This is a genomic window from Solimonas aquatica, assembly GCF_900111015.1.
Taxonomy (GTDB): Bacteria; Pseudomonadota; Gammaproteobacteria; order Nevskiales; family Nevskiaceae; genus Solimonas; species Solimonas aquatica.
In genome coordinates, this window is record NZ_FOFS01000010.1 from 80,689 (window position 1) to 96,718 (window position 16,030).

The 16,030-nt window shown below is 64.6% G+C and carries 14 protein-coding genes; 5 read left to right on the forward strand and 9 right to left on the reverse strand.

Features of this window, described 5'->3' with window-relative positions:
- Positions 1–71 precede the first annotated feature (71 nt).
- Positions 72–1,724, forward strand: coding sequence for a phosphoenolpyruvate carboxykinase (ATP) (locus BMY12_RS13160; protein WP_093287006.1), 1,653 nt, complete (start codon positions 72–74; stop codon positions 1,722–1,724).
- Between the two features lie 69 nt (positions 1,725–1,793).
- Here BMY12_RS13160 and BMY12_RS13165 read toward each other — a convergent pair whose 3' ends face one another.
- The 5 genes from BMY12_RS13165 to BMY12_RS13185 form a co-directional block, all read right to left on the reverse strand.
- On the reverse strand, positions 1,794–2,498 hold the full coding sequence (locus tag BMY12_RS13165) for an outer membrane beta-barrel protein (protein WP_143068954.1): 705 nt from the start codon (positions 2,496–2,498) through the stop codon (positions 1,794–1,796).
- A 447-nt stretch (positions 2,499–2,945) separates the two neighbouring features.
- A complete protein-coding gene (locus tag BMY12_RS13170; protein WP_143068955.1) occupies positions 2,946–3,650 on the reverse strand; it encodes a hypothetical protein in 705 nt (234 codons plus the stop codon).
- Positions 3,651–3,960: 310 nt separating this feature from the next.
- Positions 3,961–6,411 (reverse strand): TonB-dependent receptor, encoded by a 2,451-nt coding sequence (locus BMY12_RS13175; RefSeq protein ID WP_245732501.1) that lies wholly within the window; start codon positions 6,409–6,411, stop codon positions 3,961–3,963.
- Positions 6,412–6,528: 117 nt separating this feature from the next.
- Positions 6,529–7,869: a sensor histidine kinase gene (locus BMY12_RS13180; protein ID WP_177188990.1), complete on the reverse strand. Its 1,341-nt coding sequence runs from the start codon at positions 7,867–7,869 to the stop codon at positions 6,529–6,531.
- Positions 7,847–8,512 (reverse strand): response regulator transcription factor, encoded by a 666-nt coding sequence (locus BMY12_RS13185; protein WP_093287019.1) that lies wholly within the window; start codon positions 8,510–8,512, stop codon positions 7,847–7,849. Before BMY12_RS13185 ends, BMY12_RS13180 begins: the two co-directional genes overlap by 23 nt.
- 87 nt (positions 8,513–8,599) lie before the next feature.
- Between BMY12_RS13185 and BMY12_RS13190 the strand changes: the two genes are divergently transcribed.
- The 3 genes from BMY12_RS13190 to BMY12_RS13200 are packed head-to-tail and all read left to right on the forward strand — an operon-like array spanning position 8,600 to position 10,908.
- Positions 8,600–9,136, forward strand: a complete 537-nt coding sequence (locus tag BMY12_RS13190; protein ID WP_093287021.1) for a cytochrome b — start codon at positions 8,600–8,602, stop codon at positions 9,134–9,136.
- A gap of 42 nt (positions 9,137–9,178) precedes the next feature.
- The gene (locus BMY12_RS13195; RefSeq protein ID WP_093287024.1) at positions 9,179–10,516 is read left to right on the forward strand and encodes a hypothetical protein; all 1,338 of its coding nucleotides are present in this window, start codon (positions 9,179–9,181) and stop codon (positions 10,514–10,516) included.
- Between the two features lie 2 nt (positions 10,517–10,518).
- Positions 10,519–10,908, forward strand: coding sequence for a c-type cytochrome (locus BMY12_RS13200; RefSeq protein ID WP_093287026.1), 390 nt, complete (start codon positions 10,519–10,521; stop codon positions 10,906–10,908).
- Positions 10,909–10,932: 24 nt separating this feature from the next.
- On the opposite strand, the gene BMY12_RS13205 is transcribed toward BMY12_RS13200, so the two are convergent.
- The gene (locus BMY12_RS13205) at positions 10,933–12,417 is read right to left on the reverse strand and encodes a protein adenylyltransferase SelO (RefSeq protein WP_436278864.1); all 1,485 of its coding nucleotides are present in this window, start codon (positions 12,415–12,417) and stop codon (positions 10,933–10,935) included.
- 276 nt (positions 12,418–12,693) lie between these two features.
- Here BMY12_RS13205 and BMY12_RS13210 point away from each other — a divergent pair, with 276 nt between their 5' ends.
- Positions 12,694–12,885, forward strand: coding sequence for a PLDc N-terminal domain-containing protein (locus BMY12_RS13210; protein ID WP_093287031.1), 192 nt, complete (start codon positions 12,694–12,696; stop codon positions 12,883–12,885).
- 10 nt (positions 12,886–12,895) lie between these two features.
- On the opposite strand, the gene BMY12_RS13215 is transcribed toward BMY12_RS13210, so the two are convergent.
- From BMY12_RS13215 to BMY12_RS13225, 3 genes are read right to left on the reverse strand one after another with little or no spacing between them, the layout of a single operon-like run.
- A complete protein-coding gene (locus BMY12_RS13215) occupies positions 12,896–13,669 on the reverse strand; it encodes a sulfite exporter TauE/SafE family protein (RefSeq protein WP_177188991.1) in 774 nt (257 codons plus the stop codon).
- Between the two features lie 7 nt (positions 13,670–13,676).
- Positions 13,677–14,009, reverse strand: a complete 333-nt coding sequence (locus tag BMY12_RS13220) for a hypothetical protein (protein ID WP_245732503.1) — start codon at positions 14,007–14,009, stop codon at positions 13,677–13,679.
- A 28-nt stretch (positions 14,010–14,037) separates the two neighbouring features.
- Positions 14,038–15,468 (reverse strand): PhoH family protein, encoded by a 1,431-nt coding sequence (locus BMY12_RS13225; RefSeq protein ID WP_093287034.1) that lies wholly within the window; start codon positions 15,466–15,468, stop codon positions 14,038–14,040.
- Positions 15,469–16,030: the final 562 nt, after the last annotated feature.

A 16,030-nucleotide genomic window follows, 5' to 3' on the forward strand; every position in this document is an offset into this window, starting at 1 on the left:
TGGCTTTACCGCTGTTGCACGTCTGACTTGAAGGGAGCGGACGCGCAGCTTTTTTCATTTGAGGATATTGCATGAGCTTTCAGGCCGATCTCGAGAAACTTCTGGGACTTTCCTCCGTCAATTACAAATACGAACTGAGCAAGACGGAGCTGTTCAAGGAAGCCGTCGCCAATGACCGCGGCCGCGTCCGCCGCGACGGCCCCAGCGATGAGCAGAAGGCCTACCCCACGGTGCTGGGCGTCAATGGTCCGCTGGTGTTCTACACCGACCCCGACTGCACGGGCCGCCGCACCAAGGACACCTACGCCGTGAAGTGGCCGGAAGTGGCCGACGAGATCTGGTTCAAGGCCGACCTCAACCCCTACGATCCGGAGAAGTTCGCAGGCCTGCTCAAGCGCGTGATCGCGCATCTGAACGCTAAGAACGCCACCCTGTACGTCAAGGACGTGTACATGGGTTCGGACCCCGACTTCGCCGTGCCCTACCGCTTCGTCGGCGAGTACGCCACGCACGCGATGTTCGTGCACAACATGTTCCCCAAGAACCTACCCGGCGTGAAGGATGTGGACGCGCGCCGCTGGACCATGCTCAACGCGCCCAGCTTCGTCTGCGAACCCGAGCGTGACGGTTGCCGCGCCGAAGCGGCGGTGGTGATCGACACCCGCAACCGCATCTGCCTGGTGGCCGGCCGCGCCGACTACTGCGGCGTGAACAAGAAGACCATCTTCACCGTCGGCAACTACCTGCTGCCCAAGGACGGCCGCCTGTCCATGCATTGCTCGGCCAATGTCGGCAAGAACAATGACGCGGCGATCCTGTTCGGCCTCTCCGGCACCGGCAAGACCACGCTCTCGGCCGATGCCTCGCGCCGACTGATCGGTGACGACGAGACCATCTGGTCCGACAACGGCCTGTGCAACCTGGAAGACGGCTGCTACGCCAAGCTGATCAACCTCGACAAGGAAGCCGAGCCGGTCATCGCCCAGGCCCTGTCCAAGCCCGGCACCATCATCGAGAACGTGCCGCCGCTGCCGGGCAAGAAGATGGAAGAGTGCCATCCGGACGTGCTCGACCTGTTCGACGATTCCATCGCCGAGAACACCCGCTTCAGCTATCCGCTGGAAGCCAATCCCAACGTCATGCCCAACGGTCGCGGCCCGCATCCGCAGACCATCGTGCTGCTCACCGCCGATGCCTTCGGCGTGCTGCCGCCGATCTCCATCCTGGAGCCCAAGGACGTGATGTATCACTTCGTCTCCGGCTTCACCGCGCGCGTGGCCGGCACCGAAGTGGGCGTCACCGAACCCACGCCCACCTTCTCGGCCTGCTTCGGCGGCCCGTTCATGGCGCAGAAGCCGAACGTCTACGCCAAGCTGCTGGCCGACAAGATGGAGCACCACAAGGCGCGCTGCATCCTGCTCAACACCGGCTGGAGCGGCGGCTCCTACGGCGTGGGCAAGCGCATGTCGCTGAAGATCACCCGCGCCCTGCTCAATGCCGCGCTCAACGGCGAACTCGACAACGTCGAGACCGAGGTGCATCCGATCCTCAAGCTCAAGATGCCCAAGAGCTGCCCGGGCGTGGACAGCAGCATCCTCAACCCGCGCAACACCTGGGCCAACAAGGACGCTTACGACGCCACCGCCATCAAGCTGCGTGACATGTTCCGCGACAACTTCGAGAAGAAGGGCTTTGCCGCCTTCGGCATCGAGCCGCGCATCTGAAACGCCAGCGCCGCAACAAAAAAAGCCCCCGCACTGCGGGGGCTTTTTCATTCACGCACGAGCGCTGCTTCAGAAGCGGAAGCCGACCTTGCCGACCAGGGTCATGTAATCCGAACCCTTGTTGGCGATCTCGTTCCAGCGCGCATCCACGCCCAGCAGGATCTTGTCGAAGAAGATGAAGTCGGTGCCCACACCGTACATCACACCGATCATCACGTTGCCCTGACCGGCCGGGAAGCCACGCGCTTCCAGTTCCGGCGAGATCGGCGCGATGCCGCCCACGCGGTCGCTGCCATTGCCATTGGTGTAAGCCAGGAACACATGGAAGGCCGCGCCGGCCGACAGATAAGGCTGCACCTGCACGAAGCCGAGATACGGCAGCGTCACCAGCTTGTACTTCAGGCCCGCGCCGACCTGGAAGGTGGTGACGTTGAGCTTGGTGTCTGCGCCCGGTTCGGCAGGCAGGCCCAGGCCCGTCACGTTCGGTGCCGTGAAGGTGCCGGTGTCCTCGGTGCGCGCATAGCCCAGGATGATCTCGCCCATCAGTTCCTGCTTGAACAGCGGATCGGCATTGAGGATCGGCACGCTCAAGGTGCCGCCGACATTCGTGCCGCGGTCGGTGCCATAAGCGCCGGAGTTCTCGCCCACGGTGAAGGCGTATTCAAAACCTTCCGCAAACGAAGTCGGTGAGGCACACAGCCCCGCCGCCAGCAACACTGCGCCCAGCAGCATGCGACCTGACGCAACTGCGCCCTGCTTGATTGTCCTGCTCATCTTTTCGTATCCCCTCTTGAGGTTGCTGTTCGCTCGACCGAAGGTCGAACACTTTTTTCCGAGTGCAGCACGCTGCCGCCGCTTGTTGCGGCTTGCGGTTCTTTCGCGACAACGAAGAACTGCCGACGCGGACGCAACTACCGGACCATGGAAACAGCAGCACAAGAGAAGAGTCTGATTTGTCGCAACTTAAATCATTCTCTTCGGTGTTCAATTCGCATTTTTCATTTCTCTTGCGAATACCTTCTGATCTTCTTCGTTAACAATCCGGAAACGCAGATGCCATCAAGGCTTCGATGGTGAGCACCATCCGCCGGACACCTCTTCGCGTTTTGATACTTATCGCGTTACAACTTTTGCCATTTCTTGAAATGGCGAGAATCAGCCCTCTGAAAACGACAAGGCCTCCGCAAGCGGAGGCCTTGTCCACGCAGCAGACCGCTGCTTTCAGAAGCGGAAGCCGACCTTGCCGACCAGGGTCATGTAATCCGAGCCCTTGTTGGCGATCTCGTTCCAGCGCGCATCCACGCCCAGCAGGATCTTGTCGAAGAAGATGAAGTCGGTGCCCACGCCGTACATCACACCGATCATCACATTGCCTTCACCTGCGGGGAAGCCGCGCGCTTCCAGCTCCGGCGAGATCGGCGCGATGCCGCCCACGCGGTCGCTGCCATTGCCATTGGTGTAAGCCAGGAACACATGGAAGGCCGCGCCGGCCGACAGATAAGGCTGCACCTGCACGAAGCCGAAATACGGCAGCGTCACCAGCTTGTACTTCAGGCCCGCGCCGACCTGGAAGGTGCTCAGATGCATCATCGTGTCCGGCGTCGGTTCCGCGGCCAGGCCCAGGCCCGTGACGTTCGGCGCCGTGAAGGTGCCGTTGTCGTCCGTGCGCGCATAGCCCAGGATGATCTCGCCCATCAGCTCCTGCTTGAACAGTGGATCGGCGTTGAGAATCGGCACGCTGAGCGTACCGCCGACATTCAGACCGCTGCCGGTGTCATAGGCACCGGAATTCTGGCCCACGGTGAAGGCGTACTCGAAGCCTTCGGCGAAAGAAGCCTGCGGCACCATCCACGCGCCCAGCAACACTGCAGCACCCAGCACGCGACGGCCCCAAGCCAACAGCTGCAACTTCCCTGCTTTGCTCATTACATGAATCCCCTAGATCATTGGCATTCCCGGGGCAAGCAGTCGTGCCGCCACCCGAGCCCTGGCGATTGCGTGCGCGCGTATTCCCGGTCCGCATGCAAAAACGGACAAAGACTTCCGGCATCCGGGAATGCGATCACTTCCAATCGCGGGGCTTAATGTCGATCCGCATCGCTTGAACAACATTGATGCGGGTCATGGCTGCGAGGTGAGTCCTCGGTTGCCGGGCAGGCACTGAGACGAAAGCAGTAACGGCCAAAAAAATGCCGCGCGCCACGAGCTCGTGGCGCGCGGCGGATTGAGGCGCGAATCAGAAGCGGAAGGAAAGCATGGCGTAAAGCTGGCGTCCCGCGGCCTGCTGCGCGAAGTAGCTGCCAGGAAAGAAGGTGGCGTCGATCACCTGATTGAGCACGCGCTTGTCGCTCAGATTGTTGCCGCCCAGGGTCAGCGTCCAGGCCTGCTGCGGACTGGAGACGATCAGGCGCGCGGCGTACTCGAAGTAGGCCGCGACATGCGTGGCCGGATCCAGATCCGTGTCGGTGTACTGATCGCCCTGATAGATCACATCGCCGGAGACCCTGGCATCGAGTTCGAACAAGGAGAAGCTCAAGGTGGGCGTCAGTGTCGCCGTGGCGCGCGGCGCAAAGGCGATGCGCTGGCCGCCCAGGTCCTGTGTTGCGCCGATCTGCAGCGCGCCGGTCTGCGGATTGCGCACCGGCGCCGGCGCGCCGCTGTAGTGATCGTACTTGGCATCCAGCCAGCCGAAGGAGCCCATCAGCTGCAGCGGATTCCAGGGGGTCATCCAGAGAAGATCGCCTTCCACGCCTCGCGAGGTGGCGGCACCGGCATTGCTCACGTCAAAGAACACGCCGTTGAAAGCCAGCACCTGCAGATTCCTGAACTTGGTTTCATAAAGCGTGGCATTGAAGCGCAGGGTGTTGTCCAGCAGCGTGGACTTCAGACCCAGCTCGTAGGTCTGCGCCTTCTCCGGCTCGAAGCCGAGATTGTCGCCGGTGTAGGACAGCGAGTTGAAGCCACCGCTCTTGAAGCCGCGCGCATAGGAGGCATAGAGATTCACGCCGCTGTCGCCAAAGTACTGCAGCACGAACTTCGGCGACAGATCCGCCTCGCTGCGCGACAGACCCGAGGCCTCGTAGTTCTGCGCGCTGAGCATGGTGGCGATCACACACACCGGCACGCCCAGGGAATCCAGCGTGCAATTGCGCGTGCCGCTGCTGTCCACTTTCTTGCGTTCGCGATTGAGGCGCAGGCCCGGCGTGATCGCCCAGTGCTCCGTCAGATACCAGGTCATCTGTCCGAAGCCGGCCAGCGACAGCGTGTCCTGCGTGTAATCGAATGCGAAGTTGTCGCCGCGCGTCAGCGGCGACGTCAGCGTCCCCAGGATCGCCAGACCCGGCAGGCTCACGGTGTTGCCGTCGCCGCAGAGCGTGGGCGAGACCCCGGCCAGTTCGCAGAAGTCGCGGGTGAGCAGATACGAACCCAGATCGGCCCCGGCATTGATGCTGGCGCGCAGCTGATAGCGCGAATCGTAGAAAAAGCCGCCGGCCACGAAATCCACTTTCTGGCCGAGACCGAACAGGCTGTCCGCCTCGGCCGAGAAGCGGGCTTCGGCGGAAAGCTGCTTGTGATGCTCGTGACTGTCGAGCCAGGCGATGTCGGCGGGCGACACGTCCAGCTCATTGAACTGATCGATGTGGAAGCGCGAGCCCGCCAGTATCAGCACGCCGCTGGCGTCGTGCAGGCCAGCCAGATCGCCGATCTCCCATTTGTTGTTGAGCGCCGCCGTGCTCGAACCCTTCTGGATGCGGCCGGCGGTATTGAACTCGGTGCGGAAGTCGTAAGGATTGTCCTCGACCCTGGCATCGAAGCTTTGCAGATAATTGCGCGTATCGCTGTCGAGCCTGTAGAGCTGGTAAGGCCAGAACGGCGCCGAGGTCTTCGAGGACTGCACGATCAGATCGCTGCGCAGCGACTCGCCGGGCGTCAGACGCAGCTTGATGCGACCGGCCTTCTGGTAGAACGCCTCCTCGTCACGATCCAGATAGCTGTTGTAGAGCTGGCCGTCCTGATGCCGGTACAGCCCGGAGACGCGCAGACCCGCCCAGTCGTTGAGCATGCCGCCGACGCCGGCCTCCACGGTCTGCTGCTCATCGCTGCCGTAGCTGGCATGCGCCTCGCCCTCCCAGAGCGGGCCGGGATTCTTGGTGCTGACGTTGTACACGCCGGCGATGGTGTTCTTGCCGAACAGCGTGCCCTGCGGACCGCGCAGCACTTCCACGCGATCGACATCGAACAGGGATTCGGTGAAGTAACCGGGCCGCCCGTAGTAGATCTCGTCCTGCACCAGACCCACCGAGCTTTCGAAGCTGGGATTGAAGGCATTGGTGCCGAAGCCACGGATGAAGACCTGCGGCGAACCGATATCGTGCGAATCGACACGGACATTGGGCACATAGACCGAAACCTTGGCCAGATCCGCGGCACCGGTGTCCTTCATGAAGCTGCCATCGATGGCGGTGACCGAGATCGGCACGTCCTGCAGCGACTGCTCGCGCTTCTGCGCGGTCACGATCACCTCTTGTATCTGGCCCTGCGCGGGTTCCGTGGCTGCGGCGGGCGCCGCCGCCGGCGGCTCCGGCACGGCGATCACCGCCGGCGCCTCGCTTGCGGCCTCCTGGGCCTGGGCCACAACACAGGCCGGCGCGGCGAGCAGTGCCGCCGCGCAAAAACGCCAATTCATGGTCTGCTTCTCCCTCATGTCCCGAAAATATCGGCCGCTGCGCCCATCCCTGTGGCACAGCCGTCCATGCCGGAAGATTTGCATGTTCCGCGCCGCAATGGCGCGTCGATAAAGGGATTAGGTTGCTTTTGCTGCTGGGCGCGTGCCGGACAGTGGCAGCCGCAGCGAGAAGCCGGCGCCGCGTCCGTCGATGCCCTCGCCGAGGCTGACGCTGCCGCCGAAACGCTCGACACTGCGGCGCACGATATACAGGCCCAGCCCCGAACCGCTGCCGCTCTCGTCCAGACGCGTGAAGCGCTGGAAGACCGTTTCGCGCAGCGCCGGCGCCACGCCCGGGCCGTCATCGCCCAGCCACAGTTCCAGCTCGCTGTCGCTGAGCCAGGCGCGGATCAGAATCCGCGTGGCGCCGCCGGCATGATTCAGGGTGTTGCCGATCAGATTGCGCAGAATCAGATGCAGCACCTGCGGCAGCGGCACTTCCAGGGTTTCGTCGAAATCACGCTGCAGGTGCAAGCCGGAGCGCTCCAGGCGCTCGGCGAATTCCTGGCTGAGCAGATCGAGCAGCAGCGACAGGCGCATCGGCGTGAGTTCGCTGCCCTGCGCGTGCTCGGGCAGACGGGCGATGGTCAGCAGCTCTTCGAGCAGCTGCGAGCCCTTGATGCTGGCCGCCTCGATGCGCCGCGTCGCGGCGCGCTGCTCTTCGCCCTCGCGCAGAAAGGGCAGCAGCTGCGCATCGAGACGGATCGAGGCCAGCGGGGTGCGCAGCTCATGCGCGGCTGCGTCATTGAAGCGGCGTTCGGAGTCCAGCGATTCCGCCAGACGCTGCAACAGACGGTTGAAGGCGGTGACCAGCGGCTGCACCTCCTGCGGCAGGCTGCTCGCGTCCAGCGGCTGGAAATCGTCGCTACGACGCTGCGCCACCTGATCGGCGGTCCGGCGCATGGCCTCGCTGGAGCGCGCAACGATGCGCCCGATCGAAATGCCCAGCAGCGGAAACACGAACATCGCCGGCAGCAGCATCAGCGCCACCAGCTCGCCGGTGCGGTGCGTGAGGTGATGCCAGAACGAGGAGGCCACCACGATCCAGCCGCCGCTGACCGGCAGCACATAACCGCGCATCAGCCGTCCCTGCTGATGGAACACCGAGAAGCCCGGGCGCAGCGGCGTCAGCGGCACATTGCCCACGTCCTGCGAGCGCTCGCTGAGTTCACGCTGCGCATCCCAGATCTGATAGCTCAGCACCATCGGCATGGTGGGCAGGCCGCGCATGCCGGCCTGCGTCCGCAGGCGCAGCAACTCGGCGGACATGATCAGGTCTTCGTCGAGATCCTCGCGGCTCTCCAGCACCACCACCAGCGAAACCAGCAGGGCGTTGAGAACCAGCGCGCTGGCGATCAGCAGCAGCACATTGCGCCGCAGATGCTGGCGCAGCGACTCAGTTTTCGGGATCGATGCCATAGCCATGTCCACGAACGGTCCGGATCAGCGCCGCACCGAGCTTGCGGCGCAGATGATGCACGTGCACTTCGATGGCATTGCTCTCCACTTCCTCGCCATCGCCGTACAGCGCATCCTCCAGATGCCGGCGTGTCAGCACGCGGCCCTGATGGCTGAGCATTTCCACCAGCAGCATGTACTCGCGCGTCGGCAGCTCCACCGGCACGCCGCCACGGCTCACCTGACGGCGGGCCAGATCCACCTCGACATCACCGCGACGCAGCTGCCGGCCGGCGGCGGGCATCGACAGGCGCCGCACCGCCACGCGCATGCGCGCGCGCAGTTCTTCCAGATCGAAGGGCTTGACCAGATAGTCGTCGGCGCCGCTGTCCAGGCCGCGCACGCGCTGCCCCACTTCGTCCAGGGCGGTGATCACCAGAATGGCGGTGGCGGCGCTGCGTTCGCGCAGCAGCTTGATCAGCTCCAGGCCTTCGCCGTCCGGCAGCTGCCGATCCAGCAGCACCACGCCGTAGGCCGTGGTCTGCAGCAGGGTGCGCGCCTGCTCCAGGGTGCGCGCCCAGTCCACCACGTACTGATCCAGCCGCAACACCGACTGCAGCGATGCACCCAGCAGCGGATCATCTTCGACGAGTAGGACGCGCACGTTCTTTAAGAATTCCGAAAGTTGAGGATAAGCAAGCCCTAAGGCCGGCAGTCTAGCGTAGCAGCCTCCCCCTGATCTGCTGCGACCATGCAAAGACATCAACCCTGGGTCATCCGCCTGCACTGGCTCAGCGTGCTGCTGCTCATCGCGGCGCTGACGCTGGCCCTGCTGCGTGAAGACATCGAATCGCGCGACACCCGTACCCTGCTGCTGTTCTGGCATAGCCAGGTCGGTGCTGCGCTGCTGCTGATCAGCGCCCTGCGCCTGCTGGTACGCCGCCGTGGCGCGCCGCAGCCGCTGGAAACCGGCCTGCTGCGCTGGGTGGCGCATATCAGTCACGGCGGCATGTATCTGCTGCTGTTGAGCCTGCCGCTGGTCGGCATCGCCGCCCTGCAGGCGCACGGCAGGAATTTCTCGCTGGCCGGGCTCGTCGAGCTGCCGGTGTTGCTGGAACGCAACCGCGAGCTGTCCGAGACCCTGGTTGAAATCCATGAATATCTGGCCTGGACGCTGGTGAGCCTGATCGGCCTGCACATCGCGGCGGCGCTCTGGCATCAGCTGCTGCGCCGCGACGGCCTGATGCTGCGCATGTGGCCGGCGCGCGGCGCCGGTGCTTCAGAGTAAACCCTTTTGATCCGTTTTCATTACCCGAAGAGGAGCTTCTCCATGTCTTTACTGCAGCCCGTCGCGCTGCGCGGCATTCTGCGCGCCAGCCTCGTCCTGCTCCTGCTCGGCAGCTCGCTGCGCGCCTACGCGCTGCCGTCCTACGCGCGCCAGACCGGCGATGACTGCGCCACCTGCCACGTCGGCGGCTTCGGCCCGCAGCTCACGCCGCATGGTCAGCGCTTCAAGCTCACCGGCTATACCGACGGCCAGAACAGCGTGATTCCGCTGTCCGGCATGCTGGTGACCAACTTCACGCACGTGGCCAAGGACCTCGAAGAGGCGCCGGCCGAACACTTCAGCAAGAACGACAACTTCGCCGCGCAGGAAGTCTCCGGTTTCGTCGCCGGCCGGCTCACCGATCACATCGGCAGTTTTGCCCAGGTCACCTACTCCGGCGTGGACCGCAAATGGGCCTGGGACAATCTCGACGTGCGCTATGCGCGCGAGCTGAGCCTGAACGGCAAGGATCTGATCGCGGGCGTTTCGCTCAACAACAATCCCTCGCTGCAGGATCCCTTCAACACCCTGCCGGCCTGGGGCTATCCCTACACCGCCTCGGACCTGGCGCCCGGCGCGCCGGTGGGTCCGCTGCTGGCCGGCGGCCTGGAGATGCAGGTGATGGGCGCCAATGCCTATGCCCTGTATGACAAGCACTGGTATGTGGAAGCCGGCGGCTATCGCTCGCTGAGCGCCTCCATGCTCGACAAGTTCGGCATCCCCAAGGACGACGTGGTGCGGGCCGCCAGCGTCTCGCCCTACGCGCGTCTGGCCTACACCGTGGATGCGCGCAAGACCGCGTATTCGGTGGGCCTGGTGGCGATGCAGTCGCGCATGAAAGCCGATGACACCACCGATCGTGACCGCTACACCGACTACGGCATCGACGCCTCCTACCAGTTCCTCGGCAACCGTCACAACATCGTCAGCTTCAACGGCCTGCTGCTGCACGAGGACCAGAACCTCGCCGCCACGTTCGCCGGCGGCGGTGCGGATCGCGCCTCGCAGAGCCTGAACAGCTACAACCTCAACGTCTCCTACTACCGCGACCAGACCTACGGCGCCACCCTCGGCCTGTTCGGCGTCAACACCGGCCACGATGCGACGCTGTATGCCGACAGCACCCGCGCCCGCGCCAGCACCCGGGGCGAGACGCTGCAGCTGGATTACACGCCCTGGGGCAAGGAAGACTCCTGGCTCGCGCCCAATCTGAACCTGCGTCTGGGTCTGCAGTACACGCACTACGACCGTTTCGACGGCGGCTCCAGCAACTACGATGGCAGCGGCCGCAGCGCCTCCGACAACGACACCCTGCTGGCCTTCGCCTGGTTCGCATTCTGATCATGAGCAAGACTTCTCACCCCCTGCGCGCCGTGCTGCTCGGCGGCGCGCTGTTGCTTCCGGTCCTGGCTCACGCCGACGCCGACCGCGGCGCCGATGTCTTCGACGAGGCCTGTGGCGAATGCCACAGCGTCTCGCCGAGCCTGAAGAACAAGAAGGGTCCGAGCCTCTACGGCATCGTCGGCCGCGCCGCAGGACAGGTGCAGGGCTTCAGTTACTCGGATGCCCTGCTCGCCTCCGGCATCCACTGGACGCCGGACAAGATCGACGCCTACATCAACGCGCCGAAGACCGTCATCCCCGGCGGCAAGATGAAGTTCGACGGCATGCCCAAGGCCAGCGAACGCGCCGATGTGATCGACTTCCTGACGCAGGCCGGCAAGGGCAAGTAAGCCCTTGCCGCTGCGCAGGCCCCGCTACGAGGAGCAGCTGACGCTGATCTGCTGCGCCTCGGGCGGCGGCTCGGCCGCATAGGCTTCAAAGCCGGGGCGTTCCTCGCAGGGTTTGCGCAGCAGCTCCAGCAGGCGCTCGATTTCGCCGGACTCGCCGCGCTCGGCAGCCTCGATGGCACGCTGCGCCAGATGATTGCGCAGCACATAGCAGGGATTCACCGCGTTCATGCGCAGGGCGCGGGCGGCATCGTCCGAGTCTTCGCTGCGCAGCCGTGCCTGATAGCCGGCGAGCCAGGCGTCGAAACGCGCCAGATCACGCATCTCCTCACGCAGCGGCCCGGCCTCGCCCTCGCCCGCACAGCGCACGCCCGCCAGCAGACGGAAGCTGCGCGTGAAGTCGGCGCGGCCGGCATGCAGCATCAGCAGGAAGCCGTCGATCAGCTCGGCATCCTGCTCGCGCGCCTCGGCCAGTCCCAGCTTGGCGCGCCAGATCGCATTCATGCGCTGCTCGTAGACGGCGGCGTAGTGCTGCAGGAGTTCCTGCGCGATCTCCACGGCCCGCTCGGGCTGCGCATCGAGCAGCGGCAGCGTGGCCTGCAGCAGGCGCGAGCAGTTCCAGTAACCGATCTCCGGCTGGCGGCTGAAGGCATAGCGGCCGTGATCGTCGGAGTGATTGCAGATGTGGTGGGCGTCGAAGGCGTCGATGAAGCCGTAAGGCCCGTAGTCCAGGGTCAGGCCCAGAATCGACATATTGTCGGTGTTCATCACGCCATGGCAGAAACCCACGCCCTGCCACTGCGCGATCAGCGCCGCGGTGCGGCCGATCACCTCGCGCAGCCAGTCGCGATGGCGCGCGTCCCGCTCCCACAGTTCCGGATAGTGCTGCGCGATGATGTAGTCGGCCAGCGGCGCCAGCTGCTCGTGCTGGCGGCGGTAGTAGAACACCTCGAAATGCCCGAAGCGCAGATGCGTGGGTGCGACGCGGCAGATCACCGCCGCATGCTCGATGCTTTCGCGGCGCACCGGATCGCGCGCGCTGATCAGGCTCAGGCTGCGCGTGCTGGGGATGCCCAGGTGATGCAGGGCCTCGCCGGCCAGGTACTCGCGCACGCTGGAGCGGATCACCGCGCGGCCGTCGGCGAAGCGCGAATACGGCGTCGGCCCGGCGCCCTTGAGCTGCAGATCCCAGAGCTGGCCCGCCGCATCGCGCAGCTGCCCGAGCAGAATCGCGCGGCCGTCGCCCAGCTGCGGCACGAAGTTGCCGAACTGGTGCCCGGCATAGAGCGTGGCGATGGGTTCACCGCCGGGCAGCGCCTGGTTGCCGGCAAAGATTTCCAGGAACTCGGGCGTGTGCAGCAGCGCCGGGTCCAGGCCCAGCTGCGCGGCCAGCTCGGCATTGGCGTGCAGCAGGCGCGGCTCGCGCAGCGGCGTGGGCGCCACGCGTGAATAATAGGCCTCGCCCAGCGTCAGCAGGCGGTTGTCGAGCGGCAGTTGCTGCAGGGAGCTGATCACGGAATCAGGACGGTGATGGACCCCGGCACTCTAGCAGCTTGCTGAAAAACGCCATCCCTGGCGTTTTTCAGGTCGCTACGGAAAAGCGTGGTTTTCCTACGCTCCCGGCAATCAAGCGCTTGCGCGCTTGACTGCCGTTGGCACCTCCATGTGCCAAGCACAGCGTGCCGAACCCTTCGTTTTTCAGCACGCTGCTAGCAGTTTGATGCGAAAGCTCATCATTTTCGTCGCAGGCTTCTACAATGCCGGCGTCACCAACTTGGGATCGCGACCATGGAACTGCATCTCACGCATTACTCGGGCTTCTGGGGCCTGCTGCTGCTGGCCGCCGACATCTGGGCGGTGATCAACGTCGTGCAGAGCGGCACCACCACCGGCCGCAAGGTGCTGTGGATTCTGCTGATCCTGTTCCTGCCGCTGTTCGGCTTCGTGCTCTGGCTGCTGCTGGGCCCGCGCGGCCGCTGAAAAGCCCGCTTCAGGCGCTGCGCAGGATGTCCCAGGCGTAGCGGGCAATCAGCAGGCTCACCACCAGCAGGAACAGCGCGCGCACGAAACCGCTGCCGCGCTTCAGCGCCAGGTGCGAACCCAGATAGCCGCCGGCGAGATTGCACAGCGCCATAGGCGCGGCGATCTCGTAGCGCACCTGGCCGTGGCTGATGAAAAAGCTCAGGGCGGCGAGATTGGTGGCCAGGTTCACCAGCTTGGCGGAAGCCGAGGCCGCCAGGAAGCTGAAGCCGAACAGGCCCACGAAGGCAAAGATCAGGAACGAACCGGTGCCGGGTCCGAAAAAGCCGTCGTAGAAGCCGATCACGGCACCGGTGGCCAGCGCCAGCCAGAAGCTCGCGCCCCGACCCAGGCGCGGCGCGTGGAGGCTGCCCAGGTTCTTGCGCGCCAGGGTATAGGCCAGCACCGCCAGCAGCAGCGCCAGCACCAGGGGACGGAACCAGTCGCGGGGAATCAGCGCGGCGGTGCGCGCGCCGAGAAAGCCGAACAGCAAGGCCGTGAGGATGGTGGGCAGGGTACTGGCCCATTCGATGGGCAGGCGCCGCGTGTACTGCCAGCTGGCCATCGCCGTGCCCCAGACGCTGGCAAACTTGTTGCTGCCCAGCAGCGTCACCGGCTCCATCTGCGGCAGCAGCACCAGCAGTGCCGGAATCTGGATCAGGCCGCCGCCGCCCACCACCGCGTCGACAAAGCCGGCCAGCAGCGCGAAGCCGCACAGCGCCAGCAGCGTGGCGCTCAGCTCCACGCGCGACTCAGAGCAGACCCGCGACCTTGGACGGAATCTTGAAGCGGCGGCCGATCAGCAGCTTGTTGAGCAGCAACGTCACCCATTCGCGCGAGGTCTCGACCGCCTTGATGGAGAAGTACACCTCGCCGTCCTCGCGCTCCAGCTCGTAGCGCTTGATGGTGGCGCTGACCGGCTGCGGATCGCCGCGCAGCTGCGCGCGCAGGCTCAAGGTGTTCTTGCTGGTGTCGATCTGGCAGTCCAGCACCTCGCCATACTCCTTGAGCTTGTCGTTGACGTAAGCGCGCAAACCCACCGCCAGCGCCCCGTCCTTCACCGATTTCGCCATCCGACCCAGCATGCCGCGCTCCTCAGCCATCTTTGTGGCCTCACAGGATATCCGAAGCGTAGGCCGCCAGTCGTGAACGCTCGCCGCGCGCCAGGGTGACGTGGCCGCCATGCGGCCAGCCCTGGAAGCGGTCCACCACATAGGTGAGACCGGAGGTGGTTTCGGACAGGTAAGGCGTGTCGATCTGGCCGAGATTGCCCAGGCAGATCATCTTGGAGCCCGGGCCCACGCGCGTGATCAGGGTCTTCATCTGCTTGGCGGTGAGGTTCTGCGCCTCGTCGATGATGATGTAGCGGTTCAAAAAGGTGCGGCCGCGCATGAAGTTCAGCGAACGGATCTTGATGCGCTTGGCGAGCAGATCGTTGGTGGCCTGCCGCTCCCAGTCGCCGGAGGCGCCGTTCTGCGTGAGCACTTCCAGATTGTCCATCAGCGCGCCCATCCAGGGCGCCATCTTTTCCTCTTCGGTGCCGGGCAGAAAACCGATGTCCTCGCCCACCGGCACGGTGACGCGGGTCATGATGATTTCGCGATAGCGCTGCTCGTCCATGGTCTGGGCCAGACCTGCCGCCAGCGTGAGCAGGGTCTTGCCGGTGCCGGCCGTACCCAGCAGGGTGACGAAGTCGATGTCCGGGTCCAGCAGCAGATTGAGCGCGAAGTTCTGCTCGCGGTTCTTGGCGTGGATGCCCCAGACGCTGGTCTTGCTGGCGCGGTAATCGCGGATCACGCGCAGCTCGGCCATCGAGCCTTCGATGCGGCTGACCATCAGCTCCAGGCCCTTGTCCTTGTCATCGTCCGGGATGTACAGGAACTGGTTGACGTGCCACTCGCGCACCAGCGGACCCTTGATGCGGTAGCAGGCGCGGCCGCGATTGTCCTGCCAGCTTTCCATGCGCTCGCCATGGGTCTGCCAGAAGGTGTGCGGCAGCTCCTTGTAGCCGGAGTACAGCAGGTCCAGATCGTCCAGCACCTGGTCGTTGTGGTAATCCTCGGTATGCACCCCGACGATCGCCGCCTTGATCCGCAGATTGATGTCCTTGCTGACCAGCGCGACGTGCCGGCCGGGATGCTTGGCCTGCTGGTCGAGGGCGTTGATCAGGATGCTGTTGTCGGGCTTGTTGCCCGGCATCAGTCCCGGCAGCGAGGCATCGTTGGGCCGGGTCTGGAAGAACAGCCGGCCGGTGGCGGGCTCGCCTTTCTTGCCGCGCCCGTGGCCGTTGAGCGGCCCGCGTGTGCCCGGCAGCGGCAGACCTTTTTCGATCTGCGCGTGATTCTTGTCCTGCATCAGCTCATCGAGAAAGCGGCTGACCTGACGCGCGTTGCGGGCGATTTCGCTGGTGCCCTTCTTGGCGGCGTCGAGTTCTTCGAGCACCACCATGGGAATGTACAGATCGTGTTCTTCGAAGCGGAACAGCGAGGAAGGGTCGTGGAGGAGGACGTTGGTATCGAGGACGAAGATCTTGCGCTTGCTCATCGTGATGAGAAGTCCGGTAGCGCCCGGCGGCGCCGCGGTAGAGGGAGGAAGGCAGAAGCGGCGCAGCCCGCCGCCGAGGGGCTCGGTGCGGGCTGCGGGACGCTGACGGATGAGGTGCTAATTGTGAGGACGGTTTCGTGAAACCGGCTGGCCGAGTGTGGTGACCAGCGCCGGTGTGATCTGAATCTAGCCCATGCGCCCGGCGGATAAAAGTGCTTTCGCAAAACCGCCGATGGGGTTAAGGTTGAAGACCCGGCCGAGCCTGCCTGTCTGTCATTTCCGACGGTCGGGGTTCACCCGACAACACCCGCCATGGCCCCGGCCAGATGCCCGCCATCCCGCGTTCCGCAGCGCCGCGATGCGTTCACGACTCGGACGCAACAAGGCCGCAACTCCGTAGGGCGGCTTGGGCGCGATAGCGCCAAAAGCCGCGATGGCTTTTCTGTTTGTTGCTTGGTTTGTTTCTTGATCCAGCCTTGGTTTCGTGCGCCTGTCGGCGCCCGAGGTACTTCTCTTTGCTTGTGCAAAGAGAAGTACCCAAGAGAAAGCACACCCTACGCCT

Coding starts and splice junctions, on each gene's coding strand:
- BMY12_RS13160 (WP_093287006.1), top strand. CDS start 72: ATGAGCTTTCAGGCCGATCTCGAGAAACTTCTGGGACTTTCCTCCGTC.
- BMY12_RS13165 (WP_143068954.1), bottom strand. CDS start 2,498: ATGAGCAGGACAATCAAGCAGGGCGCAGTTGCGTCAGGTCGCATGCTG.
- BMY12_RS13170 (WP_143068955.1), bottom strand. CDS start 3,650: ATGAGCAAAGCAGGGAAGTTGCAGCTGTTGGCTTGGGGCCGTCGCGTG.
- BMY12_RS13175 (WP_245732501.1), bottom strand. CDS start 6,411: ATGAATTGGCGTTTTTGCGCGGCGGCACTGCTCGCCGCGCCGGCCTGT.
- BMY12_RS13180 (WP_177188990.1), bottom strand. CDS start 7,869: ATGGCATCGATCCCGAAAACTGAGTCGCTGCGCCAGCATCTGCGGCGC.
- BMY12_RS13190 (WP_093287021.1), top strand. CDS start 8,600: ATGCAAAGACATCAACCCTGGGTCATCCGCCTGCACTGGCTCAGCGTG.
- BMY12_RS13195 (WP_093287024.1), top strand. CDS start 9,179: ATGTCTTTACTGCAGCCCGTCGCGCTGCGCGGCATTCTGCGCGCCAGC.
- BMY12_RS13200 (WP_093287026.1), top strand. CDS start 10,519: ATGAGCAAGACTTCTCACCCCCTGCGCGCCGTGCTGCTCGGCGGCGCG.
- BMY12_RS13210 (WP_093287031.1), top strand. CDS start 12,694: ATGGAACTGCATCTCACGCATTACTCGGGCTTCTGGGGCCTGCTGCTG.
- BMY12_RS13220 (WP_245732503.1), bottom strand. CDS start 14,009: ATGCTGGGTCGGATGGCGAAATCGGTGAAGGACGGGGCGCTGGCGGTG.
- BMY12_RS13225 (WP_093287034.1), bottom strand. CDS start 15,468: ATGAGCAAGCGCAAGATCTTCGTCCTCGATACCAACGTCCTCCTCCAC.